This is a genomic window from Pseudomonas sp. S60, from assembly GCF_016647865.1.
GTDB classification, from domain to species: Bacteria; Pseudomonadota; Gammaproteobacteria; order Pseudomonadales; family Pseudomonadaceae; genus Aquipseudomonas; species Aquipseudomonas parafulva.
Genome location: NZ_JACVVH010000002.1, coordinates 116506 through 139144, shown reverse-complemented (window position 1 = coordinate 139144; position 22639 = coordinate 116506). Strand labels below are relative to the sequence as shown.

At 64.1% G+C, this 22639-nt stretch carries 19 protein-coding genes; 11 read left to right on the top strand and 8 right to left on the bottom strand.

The genetic code is table 11. The annotated features are described in order from the left end of the window. Positions 1–23: 23 nt before the first annotated feature. The 7 genes from ppc (at position 24) to IAE33_RS01600 (ending at position 7171) form a co-directional block, all read left to right on the top strand. Positions 24–2651, top strand: a complete 2628-nt coding sequence (ppc, locus tag IAE33_RS01630) for a phosphoenolpyruvate carboxylase (RefSeq protein ID WP_201161838.1) — start codon at positions 24–26, stop codon at positions 2649–2651. A 257-nt stretch (positions 2652–2908) separates the two neighbouring features. Then, entirely contained in the window at positions 2909–3559 is a 651-nt protein-coding gene (adk, locus tag IAE33_RS01625; protein WP_201161837.1) for an adenylate kinase, read from the top strand. A 107-nt stretch (positions 3560–3666) separates the two neighbouring features. Further along, a complete protein-coding gene (gene tsaB, locus IAE33_RS01620; RefSeq protein ID WP_201161836.1) occupies positions 3667–4341 on the top strand; it encodes a tRNA (adenosine(37)-N6)-threonylcarbamoyltransferase complex dimerization subunit type 1 TsaB in 675 nt (224 codons plus the stop codon). Positions 4342–4470: 129 nt separating this feature from the next. After that, the gene (locus IAE33_RS01615; RefSeq protein ID WP_028634885.1) at positions 4471–4752 is read left to right on the top strand and encodes a hypothetical protein; all 282 of its coding nucleotides are present in this window, start codon (positions 4471–4473) and stop codon (positions 4750–4752) included. 3 nt (positions 4753–4755) lie between these two features. After that, the gene (locus IAE33_RS01610) at positions 4756–5625 is read left to right on the top strand and encodes a DUF72 domain-containing protein (protein WP_201161835.1); all 870 of its coding nucleotides are present in this window, start codon (positions 4756–4758) and stop codon (positions 5623–5625) included. Positions 5626–5651: 26 nt separating this feature from the next. Next, a complete protein-coding gene (locus tag IAE33_RS01605) occupies positions 5652–6482 on the top strand; it encodes an isocitrate lyase/PEP mutase family protein (RefSeq protein ID WP_201161834.1) in 831 nt (276 codons plus the stop codon). Next, on the top strand, positions 6482–7171 hold the full coding sequence (locus IAE33_RS01600) for an extensin-like domain-containing protein (protein WP_201161833.1): 690 nt from the start codon (positions 6482–6484) through the stop codon (positions 7169–7171). The genes IAE33_RS01605 and IAE33_RS01600 overlap by 1 nt, the downstream gene beginning before the upstream one ends. A 2-nt stretch (positions 7172–7173) precedes the next feature. Here IAE33_RS01600 and IAE33_RS01595 read toward each other — a convergent pair whose 3' ends face one another. Further along, positions 7174–7794 (bottom strand): energy transducer TonB, encoded by a 621-nt coding sequence (locus IAE33_RS01595; RefSeq protein ID WP_201161832.1) that lies wholly within the window; start codon positions 7792–7794, stop codon positions 7174–7176. A gap of 104 nt (positions 7795–7898) precedes the next feature. Between IAE33_RS01595 and IAE33_RS01590 the strand changes: the two genes are divergently transcribed. Next, positions 7899–8675 (top strand): class I SAM-dependent methyltransferase, encoded by a 777-nt coding sequence (locus IAE33_RS01590; protein ID WP_201161831.1) that lies wholly within the window; start codon positions 7899–7901, stop codon positions 8673–8675. 22 nt (positions 8676–8697) lie between these two features. Here the strand turns inward: IAE33_RS01590 and IAE33_RS01585 are convergent, their stop codons facing one another. Beyond that, positions 8698–9345, bottom strand: coding sequence for a TetR/AcrR family transcriptional regulator C-terminal domain-containing protein (locus IAE33_RS01585; protein WP_201161830.1), 648 nt, complete (start codon positions 9343–9345; stop codon positions 8698–8700). A 159-nt stretch (positions 9346–9504) separates the two neighbouring features. Here IAE33_RS01585 and IAE33_RS01580 point away from each other — a divergent pair, with 159 nt between their 5' ends. Both IAE33_RS01580 and IAE33_RS01575 read left to right on the top strand, forming a co-directional pair. Further along, positions 9505–10602 (top strand): efflux RND transporter periplasmic adaptor subunit, encoded by a 1098-nt coding sequence (locus tag IAE33_RS01580; RefSeq protein WP_201161829.1) that lies wholly within the window; start codon positions 9505–9507, stop codon positions 10600–10602. Positions 10603–10608: 6 nt separating this feature from the next. After that, on the top strand, positions 10609–13677 hold the full coding sequence (locus tag IAE33_RS01575; protein WP_201161828.1) for an efflux RND transporter permease subunit: 3069 nt from the start codon (positions 10609–10611) through the stop codon (positions 13675–13677). Between the two features lie 73 nt (positions 13678–13750). Here the strand turns inward: IAE33_RS01575 and IAE33_RS01570 are convergent, their stop codons facing one another. Both IAE33_RS01570 and plsB read right to left on the bottom strand, forming a co-directional pair. Continuing rightward, on the bottom strand, positions 13751–14437 hold the full coding sequence (locus IAE33_RS01570) for a DUF4197 domain-containing protein (protein WP_201161827.1): 687 nt from the start codon (positions 14435–14437) through the stop codon (positions 13751–13753). 31 nt (positions 14438–14468) lie between these two features. Further along, a complete protein-coding gene (plsB, locus tag IAE33_RS01565) occupies positions 14469–16955 on the bottom strand; it encodes a glycerol-3-phosphate 1-O-acyltransferase PlsB (RefSeq protein WP_201161826.1) in 2487 nt (828 codons plus the stop codon). A 231-nt stretch (positions 16956–17186) separates the two neighbouring features. Between plsB and IAE33_RS01560 the strand changes: the two genes are divergently transcribed. Continuing rightward, a complete protein-coding gene (locus tag IAE33_RS01560; protein WP_028634906.1) occupies positions 17187–17396 on the top strand; it encodes a cold-shock protein in 210 nt (69 codons plus the stop codon). A gap of 81 nt (positions 17397–17477) precedes the next feature. On the opposite strand, the gene IAE33_RS01555 is transcribed toward IAE33_RS01560, so the two are convergent. The 4 genes from IAE33_RS01555 to IAE33_RS01540 all read right to left on the bottom strand — a co-directional run bounded on the left by IAE33_RS01555 (position 17478) and on the right by IAE33_RS01540 (position 22566). Beyond that, positions 17478–17852 (bottom strand): hypothetical protein, encoded by a 375-nt coding sequence (locus IAE33_RS01555; RefSeq protein ID WP_028634907.1) that lies wholly within the window; start codon positions 17850–17852, stop codon positions 17478–17480. A 17-nt stretch (positions 17853–17869) separates the two neighbouring features. Next, complete coding sequence (locus IAE33_RS01550; RefSeq protein ID WP_060481773.1) at positions 17870–18682, bottom strand: putative RNA methyltransferase; 813 nt, start codon at positions 18680–18682, stop codon at positions 17870–17872. Beyond that, the gene (gene dapE / locus IAE33_RS01545; protein WP_201161825.1) at positions 18682–19833 is read right to left on the bottom strand and encodes a succinyl-diaminopimelate desuccinylase; all 1152 of its coding nucleotides are present in this window, start codon (positions 19831–19833) and stop codon (positions 18682–18684) included. The genes IAE33_RS01550 and dapE overlap by 1 nt, the downstream gene beginning before the upstream one ends. A gap of 141 nt (positions 19834–19974) precedes the next feature. Next, the gene (locus tag IAE33_RS01540; RefSeq protein ID WP_201161824.1) at positions 19975–22566 is read right to left on the bottom strand and encodes a glycosyltransferase; all 2592 of its coding nucleotides are present in this window, start codon (positions 22564–22566) and stop codon (positions 19975–19977) included. Positions 22567–22639 lie beyond the last annotated feature (73 nt).

The window sequence follows — 22639 nt, the reverse complement described above, 5'->3', positions numbered from 1 at the left end:
GAGCTGCGCCACAGAGAGGGCCAATGACCGATATCGATGTGCGTTTGCGTGAAGATGTCCATGTGCTGGGCGAGCTGCTGGGTGAGACCATTCGCCAGCAGCATGGCGAAGCGTTTTTGCAGAAGATCGAAGCCATTCGTCACAGCGCCAAGGCTGATCGCCGCAGCGCGGGCGAACAGCTCAGTTCAACCCTCGGTGATCTGGCAGAGGATGACCTGCTGCCGGTTGCCAGGGCCTTCAACCAGTTTCTGAACCTGGCCAACATGGCCGAGCAGTACCAGCTGATCCGCCGTCGTGCTGGCGACCAGCCCGAACCCTTCGAGGCGAGGGTGCTGCCAGAGTTGCTGGCCCGTCTGAAACACGCTGGCCATGGCAACCAGGCCTTGGCCGACGAGGTTGCTGCGCTGGATATCCAGCTGGTGCTGACCGCGCACCCTACCGAGGTGGCGCGCCGCACCCTCATCCAGAAATACGACGCCATTGCCGGGCAACTGGCTGCTCAAGACCACCGTGACCTGACCCCTCAGGAGGCCGAACAGGTGCGTGAACGGGTGCGCCGGCTGATTGCCGAGGCCTGGCACACCGAAGAAATCCGCCGCACACGCCCTACACCGGTCGATGAAGCGAAGTGGGGCTTTGCCGTCATCGAGCATTCGCTCTGGCAGGCAATTCCCAGTCACCTGCGCAAGGTTGACAAGGCCTTGCACGATGCCACTGGCCTGCGCCTGCCGCTCGACGCCGCGCCAATCCGCTTTGCGTCGTGGATGGGCGGTGACCGAGATGGCAACCCCAATGTCACTGCAGCGGTTACCCGCGAAGTGCTGCTACTGGCCCGCTGGATGGCCGCCGACCTGTTCTTGCGCGACATCGACGCGCTGGCAGCGCAGTTGTCCATGCAGCAGGCCAGCAATGCCTTGCGCGAGCGTGTCGGGGACAGCGCTGAACCTTACCGTGCACTGCTCAAGCAACTGCGCGACCGCCTGCGGGCCACGCGCGCCTGGGCACATGCTGCTCTTACGGGCAGCCAACCGCCCGGCGCCGAGGTACTGGTTGATAACCGTGACCTCATTGCGCCCTTGCAACTGTGCTACGACTCCCTGAACGAATGCGGCATGGGGGTGATTGCCGATGGCCCGCTGCTGGATTGCCTGCGCCGGGCCGTTACCTTTGGTCTGTTCCTGGTACGCCTGGACGTGCGTCAGGACGCTGCCCGCCACCGCGATGCCTTGAGTGAAATCACTGAGTATCTCGGCCTTGGGCGTTATGCGGACTGGGACGAAGAGCAGCGCATTAGCTTCCTGCAGGATGAACTGAAAAATCGCCGGCCGTTGCTGCCCGGGCATTTCACGCCAGAGGATGACACCGCCGAAGTGCTTGCCACTTGCCGGGAGATCGCAGCCGCGCCAGGCGCTTCGCTGGGGTCTTACGTGATCTCGATGGCTGGCGCAGCCTCTGATGTGCTGGCCGTGCAACTGCTGCTCAAGGAAGCCGGCCTGACCCGCCCAATGCGTGTGGTGCCGCTGTTCGAAACCCTGGCGGACCTGGACAACGCCGGCCCGGTGATGCAGCGCCTGCTGGGGCTGCCCAGTTACCGTGACAGCCTGCACGGCCCACAGGAAGTGATGATCGGTTATTCCGATTCAGCCAAGGATGCTGGCACCACGGCCGCCGCCTGGGCGCAGTACCGCGCCCAGGAAAGCCTGGTGCGCATCTGCGCCGAGCATGAGGTTGAGCTGCTGCTGTTCCATGGCCGAGGCGGCACGGTAGGGCGCGGTGGTGGCCCTGCACACGCCGCCATCCTGTCGCAGCCGCCTGGCTCGGTCGCCGGCCGGTTCCGTACTACCGAGCAAGGGGAGATGATCCGTTTCAAATTCGGCCTGCCGGGCATCGCCGAGCAGAACCTCAACCTGTACCTGGCCGCGGTGCTGGAGGCGACCCTGCTGCCTCCGCCGCCGCCGCAACCCGCCTGGCGCGAGGTGATGGACCAGTTGGCCGCCGACGGCGTCAAGGCCTACCGGGCGGTGGTACGCGAGACGCCGGACTTCGTCGAGTATTTCCGTCAGTCCACCCCAGAGCAGGAGCTGGGCCGCCTGCCGCTGGGCAGCCGCCCGGCCAAACGCCGCGCCGGCGGTATCGAAAGCCTGCGGGCCATTCCGTGGATTTTCGGGTGGACCCAGACACGCCTGATGCTGCCGGCATGGCTGGGCTGGGAAACCGCCCTGAACAATGCGCTGGCCAGCGGACAAGGAGCGATGCTGGCGCAGATGCGTGAGCAATGGCCGTTTTTCCGCACCCGCATCGACATGCTCGAGATGGTGCTGGCCAAGGCCGATGCGCAGATCGCCGAGGCCTACGACGAACGTCTGGTGCAACCTGAATTGCTTCCTTTAGGTGCACATTTGCGCGACCTATTGTCGCAGTCGTGCCAGGTGGTACTGGCCCTGACCGGGCAGCCGGTGCTACTGGCACACAGCCCGGAAACCCTCGAATTCATCAGCCTGCGCAACACCTACCTGGACCCGCTGCACCGGCTGCAGGCCGAGCTGCTGGCGCGCTCGCGCGCCCGCGAAGCCGCGCTGGACAGCCCGTTGGAGCAGGCCTTGCTGGTTACAGTGGCGGGGATTGCAGCGGGGCTGCGCAACACCGGTTGAGGCTGTAGGGGGATTGCCCACGCGCACATTGCTGCACCTTGTGCGCGGGTGCTGGCAGCCGGGTTGCGACGGGCGCAACCGCCTGCAGGGTTGGCCTCAAGTGGCGCATTCCTGCAACTTTGGGACGCTTGTCTGGCTGCCGGGCGCTGTGTATCTTGAGCAGCCCTCTGGCCGCTTTATGGCCATACCGATATTTCCGGACTTGGCCCTGGTCGCCGAATCCATTGAATTCCATAAAAAAATTTGAGGAGCACAAGATGCGCGTAATTCTGCTGGGAGCTCCCGGGGCCGGTAAAGGTACTCAGGCAAAGTTCATCACCGAAAAGTTCGGTATTCCGCAGATTTCCACCGGTGACATGCTGCGTGCCGCCGTCAAGGCGGGCACCCCACTGGGCCTGGAACTGAAAAAAGTCATGGATGCGGGCCAACTGGTGTCCGATGAACTGATCATCAACCTGGTCAAGGAGCGCATCGCCCAGCCTGACTGCGCCAACGGCTGCCTGTTCGACGGCTTCCCGCGCACCATCCCGCAGGCCGAGGCCATGGTCAAAGCCGGCGTGGCCATCGACGCCGTAGTCGAAATCGCCGTGGATGACGAAGAGATCGTTGGCCGCATGGCTGGCCGCCGTGTGCACCTGGCGTCGGGCCGCACCTATCACATCCAGTACAACCCGCCGAAAGTGGAAGGCAAGGACGATGTGACGGGCGAGGACCTGATCCAGCGCGACGACGACAAGGAAGAGACGGTGCGCCATCGTCTGTCGGTCTACCACAGCCAGACCAAGCCGCTGGTGGAGTTCTACCAGAAGCTGTCCCAGGAAAACGCCGGCAAGCCGAAGTACAGCCACATTGAGGGCGTAGGTTCGGTCGAGGCAATCACTGCCAAGGTGCTGACCGCGCTGAGCTGAGCCGGTCAGGTTGGGCGCCCCGTGCGCCCACCCTCACCATAACGTTCCCCGCCCATTGCCGCTGCTTTATACTGCTGCGTTCTCCCAAGCACCTGGATACCCGTTCGATGACCACCCTGTTGGCCCTGGATACCGCCACCGAAGCCTGTTCCGTTGCGCTGCTGCATGACGGCAAGGTAACCAGCCACTACGAAGTCATCCCCCGCATGCACGCGCAAAAGCTGCTGCCGATGATCAAGCAGCTGCTGGCCGAGTCCGGTGTGGCGCTTGGCGCGCTGGATGCCATCGCCTTTGGCCGTGGCCCGGGTGCCTTTACCGGTGTGCGCATTGCCATCGGCGTGGTGCAGGGCCTGGCCTTCGCACTCGAGCGCCCGGTGCTGCCGGTGTCCAACCTCGCTGCCCTTGCCCAGGGGGCCCTGCGCGAGCAGGGCGCGCAACAGGTGGCGGCCGCCATCGACGCGCGCATGGATGAAGTGTACTGGGGCTGCTACCAGGCCACCGCAGGTGAAATGCGCCTGGTGGGCGCCGAAGCGGTATTGCCGCCCGAGCAGGTGGCATTGCCTGAGGGCAGCACCGGCCAATGGTTCGGCGCCGGGACCGGGTGGGGTTATGCCGACCGGCTGGCTGTGCCTGTGCAGGCCAGCAACGCCACTGCCTTGCCCAGCGCGCAAGACGTGCTGAGCCTGGCCAGCTTCGCCTGGGCGCGTGGGGAGGCCATTGCAGCTGACCAGGCGCAACCGGTGTACCTGCGCGACAATGTGGCGACGCCCAAGAAGGCCTGATGCTACTCGTCGGTTATTACCGATAGCGCTATAACTCTTTGCTCGAAATGTGGTCAAGTTATCAATCGGGCATTAGTAACAAGTGCCCGATGCTGCTAGATTGCCATCACTGGCCCTGAGTGCTCTCCCATGCGTATCGACGGTTTCTCCTCGCAGTCCTACCCAATCAAGCGCCCGCCGCGCAAGGCTGGGGTGCGCGAAGCATCCGTGGATGATGCGGAAGTGGTTGAGGAGCAACTTGCCCAAGAGCCCACCCCCCGCCGTCGTTCTGCATTGCCTGCCCGCCAGCAGGACATGGTATTCCCCCGCGCCCGTGACAGGCGCACCGCCACGGCGCTGGCCAGCTACCTGAGTACTGCCGGTTTCACCGATTGGGACATGGAAGTGCTGGGGCTGGACCTGTACATTTGACGGATGATTCCGTCCCCACTGCCTTACTACCTGGGTTGCCCGTCGTGGAGCGAAAGCGCCTGGCGTGAGTACCTGTACCCTGCCGATGCCAGCAGCAACGAGATGCTCGGCCTGTACAGCCAGGTATTCAACGCCGTTGAGGGCAACACCACGTTCTATGCCAGGCCTGCGCCCGCGACTGTTGCCCGTTGGGCCCAGGTGATGCCAGAACATTTCCGTTTCACAGCCAAGTTCCCACGGGACATCAGCCACGAGGGTGACCTGCGTGATCAGCTGGAGCCTGCGTTCGACTTCACCCGCCTGATGGCCCCGCTGGGGCGTCGCGTTGCACCGTACTGGCTGCAGTTGCAGGCGTCCTTCGGCCCAGCGCGGCTGGCGGAACTGGACCAGTTTCTGCAGCAGATCGGTGTGCCCGTGGCGGTGGAGGTGCGCCACCCCGCGTTTTTCGCGAAAGGCGAGGAAGAACGCGCGCTCAACCGGTTGCTGCATGCCTGCGGCGTGGAGCGCGTATGCCTGGACCCGCGAGCCTTGTTCAGCTGCACCTCCCGCGACCCCGCGGTGCTGCATGCCCAGGCCAAGAAGCCCAAGGTACCGCCGCGCCCGGCAGCCTTCAGCCAGCATCCCCAGGTGCGCTTCATCGGCCACCCGCAACTGGAGGCCAATGAGCCCTTCCTGACGCCGTGGGTGGAAAAGGTTGGCGCCTGGATCGAAGAAGGGCGCAGCCCATACATCTTCCTGCACACCTCGGACAACCGCCTGGCGGCGGCGCTGGCGCAGCGTTTTCATCAACGGCTGATGCAGCGCCTGCCAGGGCTGGCGGCACTGCCGGAATTGCCACGCGCGCCTGAGGTCGAACAACTGGGTCTACTCTGACCCTTTCTGACTGCCGGAGTGTAACCATGGATGTGCAAACCCTGCGAGCCGAAGCCTTCAAGGCCCTGCATGAGCGCGAGGGCGCCTTCGTCATGCCCAACCCCTGGGACGCAGGCTCGGCCAGGCTGTTGGCAAGTCTGGGTTTCGAGGCGCTGGCCACCACCAGTGCAGGCTTGGCCTTCAGCCTTGGGCGGCCCGACGCAGAGGGGGCGCTTGGCCTGGATGAGGTGCTGGATAACGCCGGCGAGATCGTTGATGCCACCCCGTTGCCGGTGGCTGCCGACCTGGAGAACGGCTTCGGTGACCTGCCCGAAGCCTGTGCCCTGGCCATCCAGCGTGCCGCCGAGGCCGGCTTGGTGGGGGGTTCCATCGAGGATGCCAGTGGCCAGCAGGCGTCGCCCATCTACGACATGGGGCTGGCGGTCGAGCGGGTGCGCGCCGCTGTTCAGGTGGCTCGCGGGTTGCCGTTCCCGTTCACCCTGTGTGCCCGTGCTGAAAACCTGCTGCACGGGCGCCAAGACCTGGATGACACCATCCTGCGCCTGCAAGCCTATGCCGAGGCTGGGGCCGATGTGCTCTATGCCCCGGGCCTGCGTACCGCCGAGGAAGTACGAGCGGTGGTGCAGGCTTTGGCGCCGCGGCCTGTCAACGTGCTGATGGGCATGAGCGGCGTGTCGCTGAGCGTCAACCAATTGCAGGACCTGGGGGTACGCCGCATCAGCGTAGGCTCGTCCATGGCCCGGGCGGCCTTCGGGGCCTTGCACCGCGCAGCGATGGAGATTCGTGAGCAGGGCACGTTCGGCTACGGCGAACACGCGTTGCCGTTCGATCAGCTCAACGACCTGTTCCGCCGCTGATGCGCCTGTTGCTGGGGTTGCTGGCCGGTGGGCTATTGCTGGCAGCCCTGGCCTGGCAACTGGGCTGGCGCCTGCCGGCCCAGTGGAACCCTTTGGCACCGCTGGATGTGCGCCAGCCGCCCAATTTGCTGACCGCCTACAAACTGTCGCGCCTGCGCGATGACCCTGTACTGTGCCGCCAGGCGCTGGAAACCAGCCAGTTGCGCTACCGTGCCCAGGCCGACAGCCCCGCGTCGGCCAACTGCCCCTTGCGCAACGTTTGGCGTATCGAGGGTGGGGAAGCGCGGCTGAGCAGCAGCTTTCTGGCCACATGCCCTTTGGCAGTGGCTTATGCGCTGTTCGAGCGCCATGGCTTGCAACCGGTCGCGCAGCGGGTACTGGGCCAACCCGTGGCGCAGGTCGACCACTTGGGCAGCTTTGCCTGCCGTAACGTTTACCACCGCAAGGAAGGCAGGCTGAGCCAGCATGCCACGGCTAACGCCTTCGATATCAGCGGCTTTCGCCTGCAGGATGGCCAGCGCATCGTGCTGGCCCGTGACTGGCAGGCGGGCGGGCAGAAGGCAGCGTTCTTGCGCGAGGTGCAACAGGCTGCCTGTGAGCAGTTCAGCACGGTGCTGGGCCCGGAGTACAACGTGGCGCACCGTAACCATTTCCATGTAGACATGGGCCGCTGGCAGATCTGCCGCTAGCCTCAGGCGTGGGCGCGAACGTTGTTGAGCACCACAGGGCGCGCCCAGTGGATATCGAACGCCAGGTCGCTCTGCTGAATCGCCAGGGTGGATTCGTCGTAGGGCTCGGGTGCCGGGTCCAGCAGATGCGTTTCGAATTCGGCGATGGGCAGGAACAGCGGGCGCGGTGCAGGCCCCGGGCCGGGCTCGGCAACAGGGTGGCCCTGGCTCATGACCACCGGGCGCAACCAGCTGTTGTCCATGTCCAGCTGGCGCTGCTGCTCGATCACGTCGATAGCGCTGTAGGGCTCGGGTGCAGGTGGCAACAGCTTGGCTTCCAGTTCGGCCTTGGGCAGGAACAACGGCTCTGGCGGTGCCACTACAGTGTCTAGCACCGGGCAGGCGCGCTGGGCATCGATCAGGGCCAGGGCACGGGCACCCCCCACAGGTTCTCCACTGTCCTCGTCGTGCTGTTCCAGCGCCTGGCTGAAGCCATCAACCGGCAGCGCTTGCTGTTCGGCCATGGCCCGGGCAAAGAAATCCTGCCACAGGTGGCTGACGCCCCCGAGTGCCTGGGTGTTGTGCTGACTGTAGTTGCCGACGGGCGACAAATAGGTCAAGCCGATGGGAAGAGTTTCTGACATGGCAGCCGCGCGCGTTGTGCTCTGGCAGAATAGCGGGATATTGCCTGTATCGGCCGTGGTGGCCGGTTCATTAAGGGTAGCGTTGGTTTTTTCAGGTGTGGACGATGCAAGAGCAAAGTGTGGTGATCAGGGTCGAGGCAATGGCTGGCGAATACTCCGAGCAGGCCCAGGTGTGGGCCGAGCGCCTGGGCCTGCCGCTGCAGCAGGATGAGGCCGAATTTGCGGTGCAGGTCGGGGCCGACGGCTTGCAGATCCAGCAGTTGGGGCCCCAGGCGCCCGGCCCGGTGCGGGTGGACTTTGTCGAGGGCCAGGCCGCCCATCGGCGCCAGTTCGGCGGCGGCAACGGGCAGATGATCGCCAAGGCCGTAGGCATTGCCCAGGGCATACGGCCGCAGGTACTGGATGCCACTGCCGGCCTGGGCAAGGATGCGTTCGTGCTGGCCAGCCTTGGCTGCCGGATGACCCTGATCGAGCGCCAGCCACTGATCGCCGCGTTACTGGAAGATGGCCTGGCGCGGGCGCAGCGGGATGAAGAGGTGGGGCCGATTGTAGCGCGCATGCGCCTGCTGACGGGCAACGCCATCGAGCGCATGCGCGGCTGGGAAGGCGAGCCGCCACAGGTGATCTACCTCGACCCCATGTTCCCGCACCGCGACAAGAGCGCGCTGGTGAAGAAGGAAATGCGCGTGTTCCGGCCATTGGTTGGTGACGACCTGGACGCCCCGGCCCTGCTTGAAGCCGCCTTGGCGCTGGCCAGCCACCGGGTGGTGGTGAAGAGGCCGCGCAAGGCGCCCATCATTGAGGGGCCAAAACCAAGCCACAGCCTTGAGGGCAAGTCCAGCCGGTATGATATTTATCCAAGAAAGGCCTTGAAGGCCTGACCATGACAGGGGGGGGCTCGCGTCAGCTTTCAGGCCGATACGCCCGCAGGAACAAGCCCACCACCCCGCGTACATGTGCCTCGGCCTCATCAGTATCCAAGGGGCCTGAGCAGCCCAGCAGTAATCGGTAATCCGGCGCACCTTTGATCAGGCAAAAGAAGTGTTCTGCTGCATGCATGGGGTTGTCGATGTGCAGCAACCCGCGTTCGTGTATGCGCCGCAGCAGCGCTTCCATCTCCGCCAATACCCGTTTGGGCCCGGCCTCATAGAAATACTGGCCAAAGCTCGGGTCCAGGCTGCCTTGGGCCACGATCAGGCGGCTGAGTTTGACCGCTTCGTCACTGCTGATCAGCGCCTGGAAGCCGCGGCCGATCGTCAGTAGCACATCGTCTACACGTGCGCCCTCGGGGTAGTCAAACAACTGGTCGGGCAGTTGTACCTGGCAGGTAGCCATAACGGCGGACGTGAACAAGGTCTGCTTGTCGGTGAAATGGCTATAGACCGTAAGCTTCGAAACGCCTGCTGCCGCAGCCACCGCATCCATGCTGGTGCTGGCGTAACCAAGGCTGAGGAACAGCGCCTTGGCCGCCTCGAGGATCGCCTCGCGCTTGGCCAGGTCCTTGGGGCGACCTGGGCCGGTGGGTGCGTCATTGGACATGGTGGTCTGCATCTGCTGAAAAGTTGCCTATCTTAATACGTCTGAGGGGCCGACAGCCCACTCATCCCGTTCGTTCAAAAAACCTCCCTGCCTCTTCCCGGTGAACATCCGCTGATTTAATATACTCGCCAGTACAAATATTCGATCCTGCACGCCGCGAAAGGATTCCAGATGCTGCGCCATGCCATCCCCCTCGCCATGCCCGTTGCCTTGCTGCTGCTTGCCGCGTGCAGCCAGGAACCCGCCCCGCCACCCGCAGTGCGCCCGGCACTGGTCACCCAGCCGCAGCCGGCTGAAGCGGCAGCCGACAGCTACCCTGGCGAAGTCAGGGCCCGGCTGGAGCCTGCGCTGGCCTTTCGCATCGGCGGCAAGGTCAGCCGCCGGCTGGTGGAGGAGGGGCAGCGGGTCAAGGCCGACCAGCCGCTGGCCGAGCTCGACCCCCAAGACGTACGCCTGCAACTGGAAGCCAACCGTGCCCAATTAGCCGGGGCCGAAGCCAACCTGGCGCTGGTGCGCACCGAGCGTGACCGTTATCAGAAATTGCTGGACCGGCAGATGATCAGCCATTCCCAATACGACAATGCGGAAAACCTCTACCGCGCCGGCCTTGCCCGCCTAAAGCAGGCCAAGGCCGAAGTCGATGTGGCCGGCAACCAGGCGGACTACGCCGTGCTGCGCGCCCCCCAGGCGGGGGTTGTGGCCCGGCGTCAGGTGGAAGTTGGCCAGGTGGTCGCTGCAGGCCAGACCGTCTTCACCCTGGCCGCTGACGGTGAGCGTGAAGTGGCCATCGCCCTGCCTGAGCAGCAGTTCGCCCGGCTGAAGGTGGGCCAGCCGGTCAGCGTGGAGCTGTGGTCGAACCCCGGCCAGCGCTTTGCTGGGCGCATCCGGGAGCTGTCGCCTTCGGCCGATGCCCGCTCGCGCACCTTCGCCGCGCGCATCGCTTTCACCTCCGCTGCTGTGCCCGCCGAACTGGGCCAGAGCGCCAGGGTGTTCATCGCCCATCCAGGGCAGGTGCCATTGTCGGTGCCGCTGTCAGCCGTTACCGCAGAAAACGGCCAGGCCTACGTCTGGCGGGTGAACAGCGAAAGCCGGCTGGAGCGCGCCGTGGTGCAGCTGGGGCCCTACGGGTCAGAAAGCGTGCCGGTACTGGCGGGGCTTGCGGCGAGTGACTGGGTGGTGGCAGCGGGTGGTCATGTACTGCGCGAGGGCCAGCAGGTTCGCCCGGTGGACCGTAATAACCGGGTTGTGAACCTGACGGTCAAGGAGTAAGTCCCCATGGGGTTCAACCTGTCTGCCTGGGCGTTGCGCAACCGCCAGATCGTGCTGTTCCTGATGATTCTGCTGGCCGCGATCGGCGCGCTGTCCTACACCAAACTGGGGCAAAGTGAAGATCCGCCCTTTACCTTCAAGGCCATGGTCATCCGTACCCTGTGGCCGGGCGCGACCGCCGAAGAGGTCTCGCGGCAAGTCACCGAGCGCATCGAGAAGAAGCTGATGGAAACAGGCGAGTACGAGCGGATCGTCTCGTTCTCGCGCCCCGGTGAGTCACAGGTCACCTTCATGGCGCGGGACTCGCTGCATTCCAAGGACATCCCCGAGCTGTGGTACCAGATCCGCAAGAAGGTCGCGGATATTCGCCACACCCTGCCACCGGAAATCCAAGGGCCGTTTTTCAATGACGAGTTCGGTACCACCTTCGGCAATATCTACGCACTGACCGGTGAAGGGTTCGATTATGCGGTGCTCAAGGACTATGCCGACCGCATCCAGATTCAGCTGCAGCGGGTGAAGGATGTGGGTAAGGTCGAGCTGCTCGGCCTGCAGGACGAAAAGGTCTGGATCGAACTGTCCAACCTAAAACTGGCAACGTTGGGCATACCCCTGCAGGCCGTGCAACAGGCCCTGCAGGAGCAAAACGCAGTCAGCACCGCAGGCTTCTTCGAAACGCCCAGCGAACGCTTGCAATTACGTGTGAGTGGGCGTTTTGACAGCGTCGAGCAAATCCGCCAGTTCCCCCTGCGCGTGGGTGACCGCACCCTGCGCATTGGCGATGTGGCCGAGGTGCACCGTGGCTTCAACGACCCCCCCGCGCCGCGTATGCGCTTCATGGGTGAGGATGCCATTGGCCTGGCGGTGTCGATGAAGGACGGCGGTGACATCCTGGTGCTGGGCAAGGCCCTGGAAAGCGAGTTCGAGCGGCTGGCGCGCAGCCTGCCGGCGGGCATGGAACTGCGCAAGGTTTCCGATCAGCCTGCGGCGGTGAAAGCCGGTGTAGGCGAATTCGTCCAGGTGCTGATCGAGGCATTGGTCATCGTGCTGCTGGTCAGTTTCTTCTCACTGGGGCTGCGTACCGGGCTGGTAGTGGCCCTGGCCATCCCGCTGGTGCTGGCCATGACCTTCGCTGCCATGTACTACTTCGGCATCGGCTTGCACAAAATATCCCTGGGCGCGCTGGTATTGGCGTTGGGGCTGCTGGTGGACGATGCGATCATTGCCGTGGAAATGATGGCGATCAAGATGGAGCAGGGCTACGACCGCCTCAAGGCCGCCAGCTATGCCTGGACCAGCACCGCGTTCCCGATGCTCACCGGCACACTGATCACGGCGGCGGGTTTTCTGCCCATTGCGACGGCCGCCTCCAGTACTGGCGAGTACACCCGTTCGATCTTCCAGGTGGTCACCATCGCCCTGCTGGCTTCGTGGGTAGCAGCCGTGGTGTTCGTACCGTATCTGGGGGAGCGCCTGCTGCCGGACCTGGCCAGGCAGCGTGAAGCGCGCCATGGCGAGGATGGTTTTGCGCCCGACCCCTACGCCACACCCTTCTATCGGCGGGTCAGGCGGGTGGTGGAGTGGTGCGTGCGCCGGCGCAAGACAGTGATCCTGCTGACCCTTGCCGCCTTTGCCGGAAGCATCCTGCTGTTCCGTTTCGTGCCGCAGCAGTTCTTCCCCGCATCGGGCCGCCCAGAACTGATGGTAGACCTGAAGCTGGCCGAGGGGGCGTCCCTGGCCAACACCGCCGAGAAGGTGAGGCAACTCGAAGCGCTGCTGCGCCAGCAGCAGGGCATCGACAATTACGTGGCTTACGTGGGCACCGGCTCGCCGCGCTTCTACCTGCCGCTGGATCAGCAGCTGCCGGCGCCCAGCTTTGCCCAGTTCGTGGTGCTGGCCGAATCGATGGAGGCCCGCGAGCGCCTGCGCAACTGGCTGATCGACACTGTGGACCAGCAGTTCCCGGACGTGCGCGCCCGGGTCACGCGCCTGGAAAACGGCCCGCCTGTGGGCTACCCGGTGCAGTTTCGGGTCACCGGCGAGCATATCGAGACCGCGCGCGAGCTGGCACGGCAGGTGGCCGAGAAGGTGCGCGAAAACCCCCATGTGGTCAATGTGCACCTTGATTGGGAAGAGCCCAGCAAGGCGGTGTTCCTGGAGATCGATCAGGACCGCGCGCGGGCACTGGGTGTGAGCACTGCGCAGCTGTCCAGCTTCTTGCGAAGCTCGCTGACCGGTACCACGGTCAGCCAGTACCGCGAGGACAACGAACTGATCGAGATCCTGTTGCGCGGTACCGCGCAGGAGCGTGGCGAGCTGGGCAATCTGGCCAGCCTGGCCTTGCCCACTGAAAATGGCCACAGCGTGGCGCTGTCACAGGTGGCCACCCTGGCCTATGGCTTCGAGGAAGGCATCATCTGGCACCGCAACCGCTTGCCGACGGTCACCGTGCGTGCCGATATCTACGACAAGCAGCAACCCGCGACCCTGGTGAAGCAGATCGAGCCGACGTTGCAGGGCATCCGGGCCAGCTTGCCGGAGGGTTACCTGCTGGAGGTGGGCGGCACGGTCGAGGATGCCGAGCGTGGGCAAAAGTCGGTGAACGCGGGTATGCCGTTGTTCGTGGTGGTGGTGCTGAGCCTGTTGATGATCCAGCTGCGCAGTTTCTCGCGCACGGTCATGGTGTTTCTCACTGCGCCGCTTGGGTTGATCGGGGTAACCCTGTTCCTGCTGGTGTTCCGCCAGCCATTCGGCTTCGTCGCCATGCTCGGCACCATTGCCCTGGCGGGGATGATCATGCGCAATTCGGTGATTCTGGTGGACCAGATAGAGCAGGACATCGCCGCAGGCCTTGGCCGTTGGCAAGCAATCATCGAGGCCACGGTGCGACGTTTCCGCCCCATTGTGCTGACTGCGCTGGCGGCCGTGTTGGCGATGATCCCGTTGTCGCGCAGCGTGTTCTACGGGCCGATGGCGGTGGCGATCATGGGGGGGCTGATTGTGGCTACTGCCTTGACCTTGCTGTTTCTGCCAGCGCTGTATGCGGCGTGGTTCAGGGTCAGGAAAAGCGACTAGGCAACATCGCTGCAGTTCGTGGTGACGAAGCGCTGCGACGAAGGGGCTGCAAGGCAGCCCCGACACTTCGGAATCACAGTGCGCCAAACACCTTCTTGGCTAGGCTGGTGGCCGCCTGTGCAGGGTTCTGGCGGATGCTCTGCTCTTGCTTGCCGATCATCTCGAACAGGCCGTCCAGTGCCTTTTCCGTCACGTAGCTTTCGATATTGGGGTCGTTTTTTACCAGGCCCAGGCCTTTCGCCTGAGCAGCGAAGGCGTTGTACTGCTGGACCACACCCACCTGGTCGGTGGCTTGCTTGACGATGGGCAGGAACTTGGCACGGATCTGCTCGCGGCTGCTTTTGTTCAAGTACTGAGTGGCAGCGTCTTCACTGCCGCTGAGGATGCCTTTGGCGTCGGTCACGGTCATGTTCTTCACCGCGTTGACCAGAATTGCCTGCGCCTGTGGCACGGCGGCCTCGGCGGCCTTGTTCATGCTGGTTTCCAGGGCCTCGACCTGCTCGCCCTTGCCGAACATCTTCATGGCCTTGGCCGCCTTGCCCAGGTTGCCGGGCAGTTCGATGCGCACATCGGGGTTGTTGTTGAAACCGCCGGGTGCGCTGAGCTGCTTGACGGCCAACTGCGCCCCTTGGGTGAGCGCATCCTTGAGGCCGCCGGTGGCGTCCTTCTGGCTCAGGTCGGACAAAGACAGCGCCAGGGCGCTGGCCGACAGCAGCAGGCCGGCGCACAGGGTGGTTAGACGCAGTGGGGTACGCAACATAGGGGGCTTTCCTTACACAGAGAATGAATGTTCACAGCGCCGAGGTGCTCAAGCCGTCATCGCGGTGCAGTGCCACCTGGCGGATCGAAAGGCGCAGTTCGGCCGATAGCACGCGCTTGGCCACCGCTTCGGCCACGTCGCCCAGCTTGTCGTGATAGCCCAGTTTGCCTTGCCCATCGGCGCGCAGCACGCCTTGCGTGACAAGGGTCTGGATGAAATGGCGGAACAGCGTCTTGTCGAAAAACTCCGGCGCGTTCAGGCCATGCAGAATCGACAGCCGCTGGGCCATCATCACGCACAGGTCTTCCAGGGCTTCGGCGCTCAAGCTGTGCTGGCCGCTGTTGAGCAGCAGCGAAGTGGCCATGTAGAAGCGCTGCAGGGTCTGGGTGATGCTGCGCGCCAGCAGGGTCAGCAAGACGAACTGTCGCGAGCTGGGCGACGGGCGTATGTACACGTCATTGTCCTGGCGCAGCAGGCCTTGCTCCACCAGCGCCGCAAGCCACTGGTCAATCGCCTCGTCCAGCTGTCCAGGCGACCAGCGCAAGAACAGCTCGGCCTGCAGGTAGGGGTACAGCGCGTGCACATACTGGCCCAACAGCTCGCGGTTCATCCGTGAGTTGCTGAGGAAGAAGCTTGCCAGCAGGGCCGGCAGGGCAAAAATATGCAGCACGTTGTTGCGGTAATACGTCATCAGTACCGCGTTGCCCTCGTCCAGGTAAAGGATGCGGCCCAGTGCGTCCTTCTGCTCGGCCACCAGGTCCATGCCGCGCACGTGCTCGATCAGGGCCTGGCCATCGCCCTCGGGCAGCGTGGTATGGGGCGAGTAGGGCACCTGGCGCAGCAGTGCCAGGTACAGGTCGAGCACGCGAACCAGCGCCCGCTCGTCCAGCGCCAGGCGGCTGGTAGACAGCAGCGCCAGCGCCACCAGGTTGACCGGGTTGATGGCCGCCGCGCCGTTCAGGTGCCTGGCCACGGTTTCGCCCAGGCGGGTGGTGGTTTCGTTGAGCCAGGCCGGGCGGAACTGCGGCGCATGGTCCTGTTCGCGCCAGCCGGGCTGCTGCTCGTCCAGAAAACCTGCCAGCTTGATAGGTTCGCCGAAGTTTACCGATACCTGGCCGAAGCGCTGACGGAGTGCGCCGAACACCTTGAAGATGTCGAATATCGACTCTTTTTTCTTGCTGGCGCCGCGCAGCTCGCCCAGGTACGTGCGGCCCTCGAGCACGCGTTCATAGCCGATGTACACCGGGACGAACACGATCGGTGTACGGGATGACCGCAGAAAGCTGCGCAAGGTAATGGCCAGCATGCCGGTGCGGGGCTGCAGCATGCGCCCGGTGCGTGAGCGCCCGCCTTCGACGAAGTACTCCACCGGGAAGCCCTTGGTATAGAGCGTATGCAGGTACTCGTTGAACACGGCGGTGTACAGCGGGTTGCCCTTGAACGTGCGGCGCATGAAGAACGCGCCGCCCCGGCGCAGCAGGTTGCCGACCACGGGCATGTTCAGGTTGATGCCGGCGGCGACGTGGGGCGGCGTCAGGCCGTTGCGGAACAACAGGTACGACAACAGCAGGTAGTCGATGTGGCTGCGGTGGCAGGGCACGTAGATCACCTCATGACCCGGCGCGATGCCTTGCACCTGCTCGATATGGTTGACCTTGATGCCGTCATAGATCTTGTGCCAGAACCAGCTGAGTACCACCTCAAGGAAGCGTATGGCGGTGTAGGTGTAGTCCGAGGCGATTTCATTGCCGTAACGCAGTGCCTGGGCTTCCGCCTTGGCCTGCGGGATGTTCTCGCGCTGGGCTTGCTCGGCGATGGCCTGGCGCACCAGGGGCGCATGGACCAAACCTTTGACCAGGTTGCGCCGGTGCGAGATGTCCGGCCCGATGACGGCAGTGCGCAGGTTGCGAAAATGCACGCGCATCAGGCGCTGGGCCAGGCGTACGGTTCGCTCGTGGCCTTTGTTCTGCTCTACCAGTTCGCGCAGGTGGATGGGGGCGGAGAACTGCACCCGTGTCTTGCGCCCCAGAATCAGCACTGTCAGCAGCCGGCGCAGGCGCCCGGTCACGGCCCAGCTGTCGGCGAACAGCAGCTTCCACGGGCTCGACTCGCTGGCTGGTGTCTGCCCCCAGAACACGCTGACGGGAATGATCTGCGCGTCCTCTTCGGCGTGTTGGCTGACTGCCGCGACCAGCCGCTCCAGCGTGGGCGGTGCGCCGCTTTTGTCATGGCGCCCGAGCCAGTCGGGTTCGGGGGTGAGGTAGAAGAACGCGGCGGGTTCATGCAACTCGCCGACGGCCACCGGCAGCACCGGGCGTGGCAGCCCGGCCTTGGTGCATTCATGGTCCAGCACCACCAGGTCGGTCAAGGCCGGAGAGGGCAGGGCATAGAACACCGGGCGGCTGCGATCGAGCTCGAGGCTGAGGGACGACTGGTTGATGGTTTCAGAGCGCACCCACAGGTACAACAGGCGACGCAGGCCGCCGAAAATCAGGCGGCGCAGGGGGGAACGGGTCATGGGGTGTGTGCCCTGGGTGAAGGGTTCGAGGGGTATTCAGCCATTTAGTCTGCCGTATCCGCGCAAGTTCAGCAAAAACCGTCGAACGGCGCCATGGTCATCAAAATTTTTTGTTCTGGGTCATAAAATCGGCCTGCCACTTGCAGGATATTCGCTCAAGCGGCGTCGACCCAGGCATGCGGTCATGGGTCGGCAAGGTGACGTTCACAATAAAAATCCGGAGTAGTTCAGATGTCGTCTCGTGAGACTGGGAATGTAAAGTGGTTCAACGATGCCAAGGGTTACGGCTTCATTCAGCGCGAGGGCGGCGCGGATGTGTTTGTCCACTATCGGGCGATCCGCGGTGAGGGGCATCGTACCCTGGTCGAAGGGCAACGCGTGGAATACGCCTGCATCGAGGGCCAGAAAGGCTTGCAAGCCGAGGACGTGGTAGGCCTCTGAGCCACGCAATGCAGGGTTTGTGGCGCAAGCGGGCTTGCCGGTGTGACCGGCAGGCCAGGCTTCACGACAGGCGTGGTGCAGTCAGGTACGCCAGGTGATTTCTTCTTCACCGTCGGCACTGATGCGCACCCACCGGTCGGCGTCTTCCTCGCCGTCTTCCTCTACCCAGCCGCCCGGTGCGCAACGTACTTCCACGCCCAGTGCAGCGAAAGCAGCGCGGGCGCAGGCCACATCATCGGCCCACGGCGTCTGGTCGCTTTCCAGGTAAAGGCTGTTCCATTTCCCCACAGCTTTGGGTAACCAGGTGACTGGAATGTTACCGGCCTGGCATTTGAAGGTCTGGCCTTTCTGCTGCCAGTCACTGCAAGGGGCTATTGCCTGGGTCAGCCACTGGGCAAGCTGCTTGTGGTCGACGTCCGCGTCCCTCAGGTAGATCTCGATATCAGGTTGGCGCATGAAGGCTCCGGGTGTGCTCAGTCTTGGCGCACGAAATAGTCGTACCGCATGGACACTGTAACGTCGAATGGCGCGGGGTGCTCGATCACCTGCGCACGTTTGTCGGCACTGGCGCGCCAGCCGTGTGGGGTCATGGCCAGCAGGTCGGCGCGGGCCTGGGGGGCAACCAGGCTCAGGCGGAACTCCAGGGTTTCGCCATGGGCATGGGCCATGCCAGGGGGCACCAGGCCCAGGTGCTTGTCATCGGCATAGGGCCGCACTTCATCGTAGAGCGCCTGGCGCAGTTCCATCAGGTGGCCGCTGGTGGGGCCGACACGCATCAGGCCACCACCGGGGCTGAGTACGCGCCTTGCTTCGGCCCAGTCCAGCGGGCTGAACACGCTGGCCACGAACTGGCAGCTTTGGTCTGCCAGCGGCACCCGGGCCATGCTGGCGACCATCCAGGTGACGGCTGGGGCACGCCGGCACGCCCGCTTTACCGCTTCACGGGAGATATCCAGGGCATAGCCCTGGGCATCCGGCAGCGCCTGGGCAAGCTGGGCCGTGTAGTAGCCCTCGCCACAGCCGATATCCAGCCAGGCGCCGGGTTGCCGCTCGCTGGCCAGCTCCGCCAGGCGTTTGGCGACCGGCGCATAGTGGCCGGCGTCGAGGAAGTTGCGACGGGCCTCGACCATGGCCTGGTTGTCACCCGGGTCACGGCTGTTCTTGTGCTGCACCGGCAGCAGGTTCAGGTAGCCTTGGCGGGCGCGGTCGAAGCGATGCCCGGCAGGGCATACCACGCCATTGTCCAGCTGGCTGAGCGGCGCCTGGCAGAGTGGGCAGGTGAGCATCAGGCCAGCAACCTTACCAGGGTGTGGTAATAGATCTCGGTCAGCAGGTCGAGGTCGCTGGCCAGGATTCGCTCGTCGACCTGGTGGATGGTCGCGTTGACCGGGCCGAGCTCCACCACCTGGGTGCCCATGGTGGCAATGAAGCGGCCATCCGAGGTGCCGCCGCTGGTGGAGGGCACGGTGTCACGGCCGGTGACGCCCTTGATGCTGGCCGCCACGGCGTCGAGCAGCTCGCCTGGCTCGGTGAGGAACGGCAGCCCCGACAGTGCCCACTCCACCGACCAGTCCAACTGGTGCTTGTCGAGAATCGCCGCTACCCGCGCTTGCAGGCCTTCTACCGTGGATTCGGTGGAAAAACGGAAGTTGAACAGGGCGTAGAGTTCGCCCGGCACCACGTTGGTGGCACCAGTGCCGGAATTGAGGTTGGAGATCTGGAAGCTGGTGGGCGGGAAGAAGGCATTGCCCTCGTCCCAGTGCTCGGCGGCCAGCTCCGCCAGTGCCGGTGCGGCCAGGTGAATAGGGTTACGCGCCAGGTGTGGGTAGGCCACATGGCCTTGCTTGCCGCGCACGGTCAGCTTGGCACCGAGCGAGCCGCGCCGGCCGTTTTTCACCACGTCGCCCAGCAGGCGGGTGCTGGACGGCTCGCCGACGATGCACCAGTCCAGGCGCTCGTTACGCGCCTGCAGGCGCTCGACCACCGCCTTGGTGCCGTGGTGGGCCGGGCCTTCTTCGTCGCTGGTGATCAGGAACGCCACCTTGCCGCGGTGGTTCGGGTAGTCCTGCACGAAGCGTTCGCTGGCGATCACCATGCAGGCCAGGCTGCCCTTCATGTCGGCAGCACCGCGGCCGCAGAGCATGCCGTCAGCATCGATCAGTGCATCGAACGGTTCATGCTGCCATTGCTGCACCGGCCCGGTCGGCACCACGTCGGTATGGCCAGCGAAGCACAGCACCGGGCCTTCCTGGTTGCCGTGAGTGGCCCAGAAATTGTCGACGTCTTCGATGCGCATCGGCTCAAGGTGGAAACCCACGGCGCCCAGGCGGTGCATCATCTGCGCCTGGCAATCGGCGTCAACGGGGGTGACCGAGGGGCGCCGGATCAGGTCGCAGGCCAGTTGAAGGGTAGGCGAGAGGTCGGCGTGGGCCGTCATGGGTAACTCCGGGGCAAGGCAAGGCGGGGAAATCTGAGGGGCGTTATCTTATATCAAATGGTGTCAGCCTTCACTGCCCGATCGCCCCGGCCCGTCGTGACGACGAACTGCGGCGATCGGGCTGCAAAACAGCCCCCAATCTCAACCTTCCTGCGCCTGCACGGCCTTTTCCTCAGGCTTGGGCAGCGACGAGAGGAACGCCATCACCAGCGCCGCCAGATACGGCAGCGACTGCACCAGCAACATCGCCACCCAGAAACGCATGTCCGAGCTTGGCAGCCCCTGCACCAGGTAGATGCCCAAGGCTGCGCCCCACAACAGCACCATGATGAACAGCTCCTCCCGTGCCTCGGAAATGGCCACCAGCAACCCATGGCTGTCGGCGTTCTTTGGCGTGCGGAAGAACGGCATGCTGCTGGTGAAGAAGCCATACAGCACGGCCTTGGCGATGGTGTGCGACAGCGCCAGCCCGGCCAGCGCAGCCGCAAAGGCGTCCTTGAGGTTAACCCCGACTGCGCGGCGATACAGGAAGATGATCTTGCCCACCTTGAAGAAGAACAGCGCCAGCGGCGGGATGGCAAAGATCATCAGCGGCGGGTCCACCCGGTGCGGCACGATGATCATGGCAGCCGACCACAGCAGCGCGCCGACGGTGAAGAAGATGTTCATGCCATCGGCGATCCAGGGCAGCCAGCCGGCCAAAAAGTGGTAGCGCTGGCCCCGTGTCAGTTCGCTGCCCTTGCCGCGCAGCAGGGCGCCCGCGTGGTGCTTGATGATCTGGATGGCCCCATAAGCCCAGCGGAACCGCTGCTTCTTGAAGTCGATGAAGGTGTCGGGCATCAGGCCCTTGCCGTAGCTGTTGTGGGCGTAGGCTGCCGAAAGGCCTTTTTCGAAGACCCGCAGGCCCAGTTCGGCGTCCTCGCAGATGCACCATTCGGCCCAGCCCAGTTCGTCCAGCACACTGCGGCGGGTCATGGTCATGGTGCCATGCTGGATGATGGCGTCCCGGTCGTTGCGGGTGACCATGCCAATGTGGAAAAAGCCTTTGTACTCGCTGTAGCACAGCTTCTTGAACGCGCTCTCGTGCTGGTCGCGGTAGTCCTGGGGTGATTGCACCACGGCAATCTTCGGGTCGGCGAAGTGCGGCACCATGTGCTTGAGCCAGTTGCGGTCCACGCAGTAGTCCGAGTCGATCACGGCAATCACTTCGGCGTCCTTGGCCGTGTGCGGAATCAGGTAGTTCAGGGCGCCGCCCTTGAAACCGGCAAGCGGTGCCACGTGGAAGAACCTGAAACGTTCGCCGAGCTTTTCACAGTGGGCCTTCAGCGGCTCCCACACAGCCGGGTCCTTGGTGTTGTTGTCGATCACCAGCACTTCGTAGTCGGGGTAGTCCAGTGCGGCAAGGGCATCGAGGGTCTGTTTGACCATCTCTGGCGGTTCGTTGTAACACGGCACATGCACCGAGACCTTGGGCCGGTAGGGGCTGTCGCCCTGCACAGGCAGGAATTCGCGGCGGCGCTTGTGGATCCACACCGCCTCGGCCAGTTCGTGGGCTTCGGTAAGCAGCACGATGAAGACGCCCAGCGCCCCGAGGGCCAGCAGCACGCCTACCGTCAAACTGAACCAGGTGCTGTATTGCTGGCTGTAGTCGTAGGCAATCCACACCAGCACCGACCCGCACAGGAAGGTGATGAAGGTGAGGAAGGTGCGCCCCCGCTGGCGCAAGGCAGAACCGTCGATGAACAGCACCATCAAGGCGATCAGTGCCAGCACCACCGAGGCTACCGCCAAGGCGCGCCACTGCGGGATCGCCACCACCGGGCCCTCGAAGTTGAATTTCTGCTGGCGCTCGGCGTTGAACACGCCCCAGTAGGCGCCTACCGACCCTTCGTCACTGGCTTTCCACGGCTGGTCATAGGCCTCGATGACGAAGTAGTTGAAGCCTCGACGGTTAAGGGTGTTGACCAGGGTGCGCAGGTAGATCGCCTGGTCGGCCTGGGTGGCGTCGGCGCCACCGCGCATGCGGCCATTGCTGGGCCAGCCGACCTCCGACAGCAGCAGGGGTTTGCGCGGGAACTGGTGCTTGAGCTCACGGGCCCGGTCCAGCACGAATTCCACCGAGTCCTTCATGGGCACGAATTCCCAGTACGGCAGGATGTGCGCGGCAATCAGGTCGACATGCTTGGCCAGTTGCGGGTTCTGCTTCCAGATGTGCCACTGCTCACTGGTGGTCACCGGCACTTTAACGGCAGCGCGCACCCGGTCCAGGTACTTGATCAGGTTTTCCGGGGTGACCTCTTCGCGGAACAACGCCTCGTTGCCGACCACCACACGCACGACGCTGCGCGAGGTATTGGCCAGCTCGATGGCTGTGGCGATTTCCCGCTCGTTGCGCTCCAGGTCGGGGCTGATCCAGATGCCCAGGGTGACCCGCAGGCCAAACTCCTCGGCCAACTTCGGGATATCGGCCTGGGTGCCTTCCACCGTATAGATACGAATGCTGTCGGTCAGTTTGCTCAACTGCTCCAGGTCCTGGCGCATCTCGTTGTCGTCGGGGTACTGGCCTTTCTGCGGGCTCTCCCCCAGGCGGAATGGCGAGTAGGAGAAGCCGGAGATCTGCTCAGGCCACGCAGGCGCCGAAACGGGGCGGTTGATCAGCGCCCAGAAGCCGGTGAACAACGCGGCGATGGCCAGGACCACAACCAGGTTCAGGCCGAATTTACGTGAAGACATTGTCGTCCATATGTGTCGAGGTGATAGGACATTAAAGCAGGGTTGATAGGATCTTTCCTAACGGTGCAGGCTG

What these genes read in the sequence shown, in the direction of transcription:
- ppc (WP_201161838.1), top strand. Translation starts at nt 24, where the DNA reads ATGACCGATATCGATGTGCGTTTGCGTGAAGATGTCCATGTGCTGGGC.
- adk (WP_201161837.1), top strand. Translation starts at nt 2,909, where the DNA reads ATGCGCGTAATTCTGCTGGGAGCTCCCGGGGCCGGTAAAGGTACTCAG.
- tsaB (WP_201161836.1), top strand. Translation starts at nt 3,667, where the DNA reads ATGACCACCCTGTTGGCCCTGGATACCGCCACCGAAGCCTGTTCCGTT.
- IAE33_RS01615 (WP_028634885.1), top strand. Translation starts at nt 4,471, where the DNA reads ATGCGTATCGACGGTTTCTCCTCGCAGTCCTACCCAATCAAGCGCCCG.
- IAE33_RS01610 (WP_201161835.1), top strand. Translation starts at nt 4,756, where the DNA reads ATGATTCCGTCCCCACTGCCTTACTACCTGGGTTGCCCGTCGTGGAGC.
- IAE33_RS01605 (WP_201161834.1), top strand. Translation starts at nt 5,652, where the DNA reads ATGGATGTGCAAACCCTGCGAGCCGAAGCCTTCAAGGCCCTGCATGAG.
- IAE33_RS01600 (WP_201161833.1), top strand. Translation starts at nt 6,482, where the DNA reads ATGCGCCTGTTGCTGGGGTTGCTGGCCGGTGGGCTATTGCTGGCAGCC.
- IAE33_RS01595 (WP_201161832.1), bottom strand. Translation starts at nt 7,794, where the DNA reads ATGTCAGAAACTCTTCCCATCGGCTTGACCTATTTGTCGCCCGTCGGC.
- IAE33_RS01590 (WP_201161831.1), top strand. Translation starts at nt 7,899, where the DNA reads ATGCAAGAGCAAAGTGTGGTGATCAGGGTCGAGGCAATGGCTGGCGAA.
- IAE33_RS01585 (WP_201161830.1), bottom strand. Translation starts at nt 9,345, where the DNA reads ATGCAGACCACCATGTCCAATGACGCACCCACCGGCCCAGGTCGCCCC.
- IAE33_RS01580 (WP_201161829.1), top strand. Translation starts at nt 9,505, where the DNA reads ATGCTGCGCCATGCCATCCCCCTCGCCATGCCCGTTGCCTTGCTGCTG.
- IAE33_RS01575 (WP_201161828.1), top strand. Translation starts at nt 10,609, where the DNA reads ATGGGGTTCAACCTGTCTGCCTGGGCGTTGCGCAACCGCCAGATCGTG.
- IAE33_RS01570 (WP_201161827.1), bottom strand. Translation starts at nt 14,437, where the DNA reads ATGTTGCGTACCCCACTGCGTCTAACCACCCTGTGCGCCGGCCTGCTG.
- plsB (WP_201161826.1), bottom strand. Translation starts at nt 16,955, where the DNA reads ATGACCCGTTCCCCCCTGCGCCGCCTGATTTTCGGCGGCCTGCGTCGC.
- IAE33_RS01560 (WP_028634906.1), top strand. Translation starts at nt 17,187, where the DNA reads ATGTCGTCTCGTGAGACTGGGAATGTAAAGTGGTTCAACGATGCCAAG.
- IAE33_RS01555 (WP_028634907.1), bottom strand. Translation starts at nt 17,852, where the DNA reads ATGCGCCAACCTGATATCGAGATCTACCTGAGGGACGCGGACGTCGAC.
- IAE33_RS01550 (WP_060481773.1), bottom strand. Translation starts at nt 18,682, where the DNA reads ATGCTCACCTGCCCACTCTGCCAGGCGCCGCTCAGCCAGCTGGACAAT.
- dapE (WP_201161825.1), bottom strand. Translation starts at nt 19,833, where the DNA reads ATGACGGCCCACGCCGACCTCTCGCCTACCCTTCAACTGGCCTGCGAC.
- IAE33_RS01540 (WP_201161824.1), bottom strand. Translation starts at nt 22,566, where the DNA reads ATGTCTTCACGTAAATTCGGCCTGAACCTGGTTGTGGTCCTGGCCATC.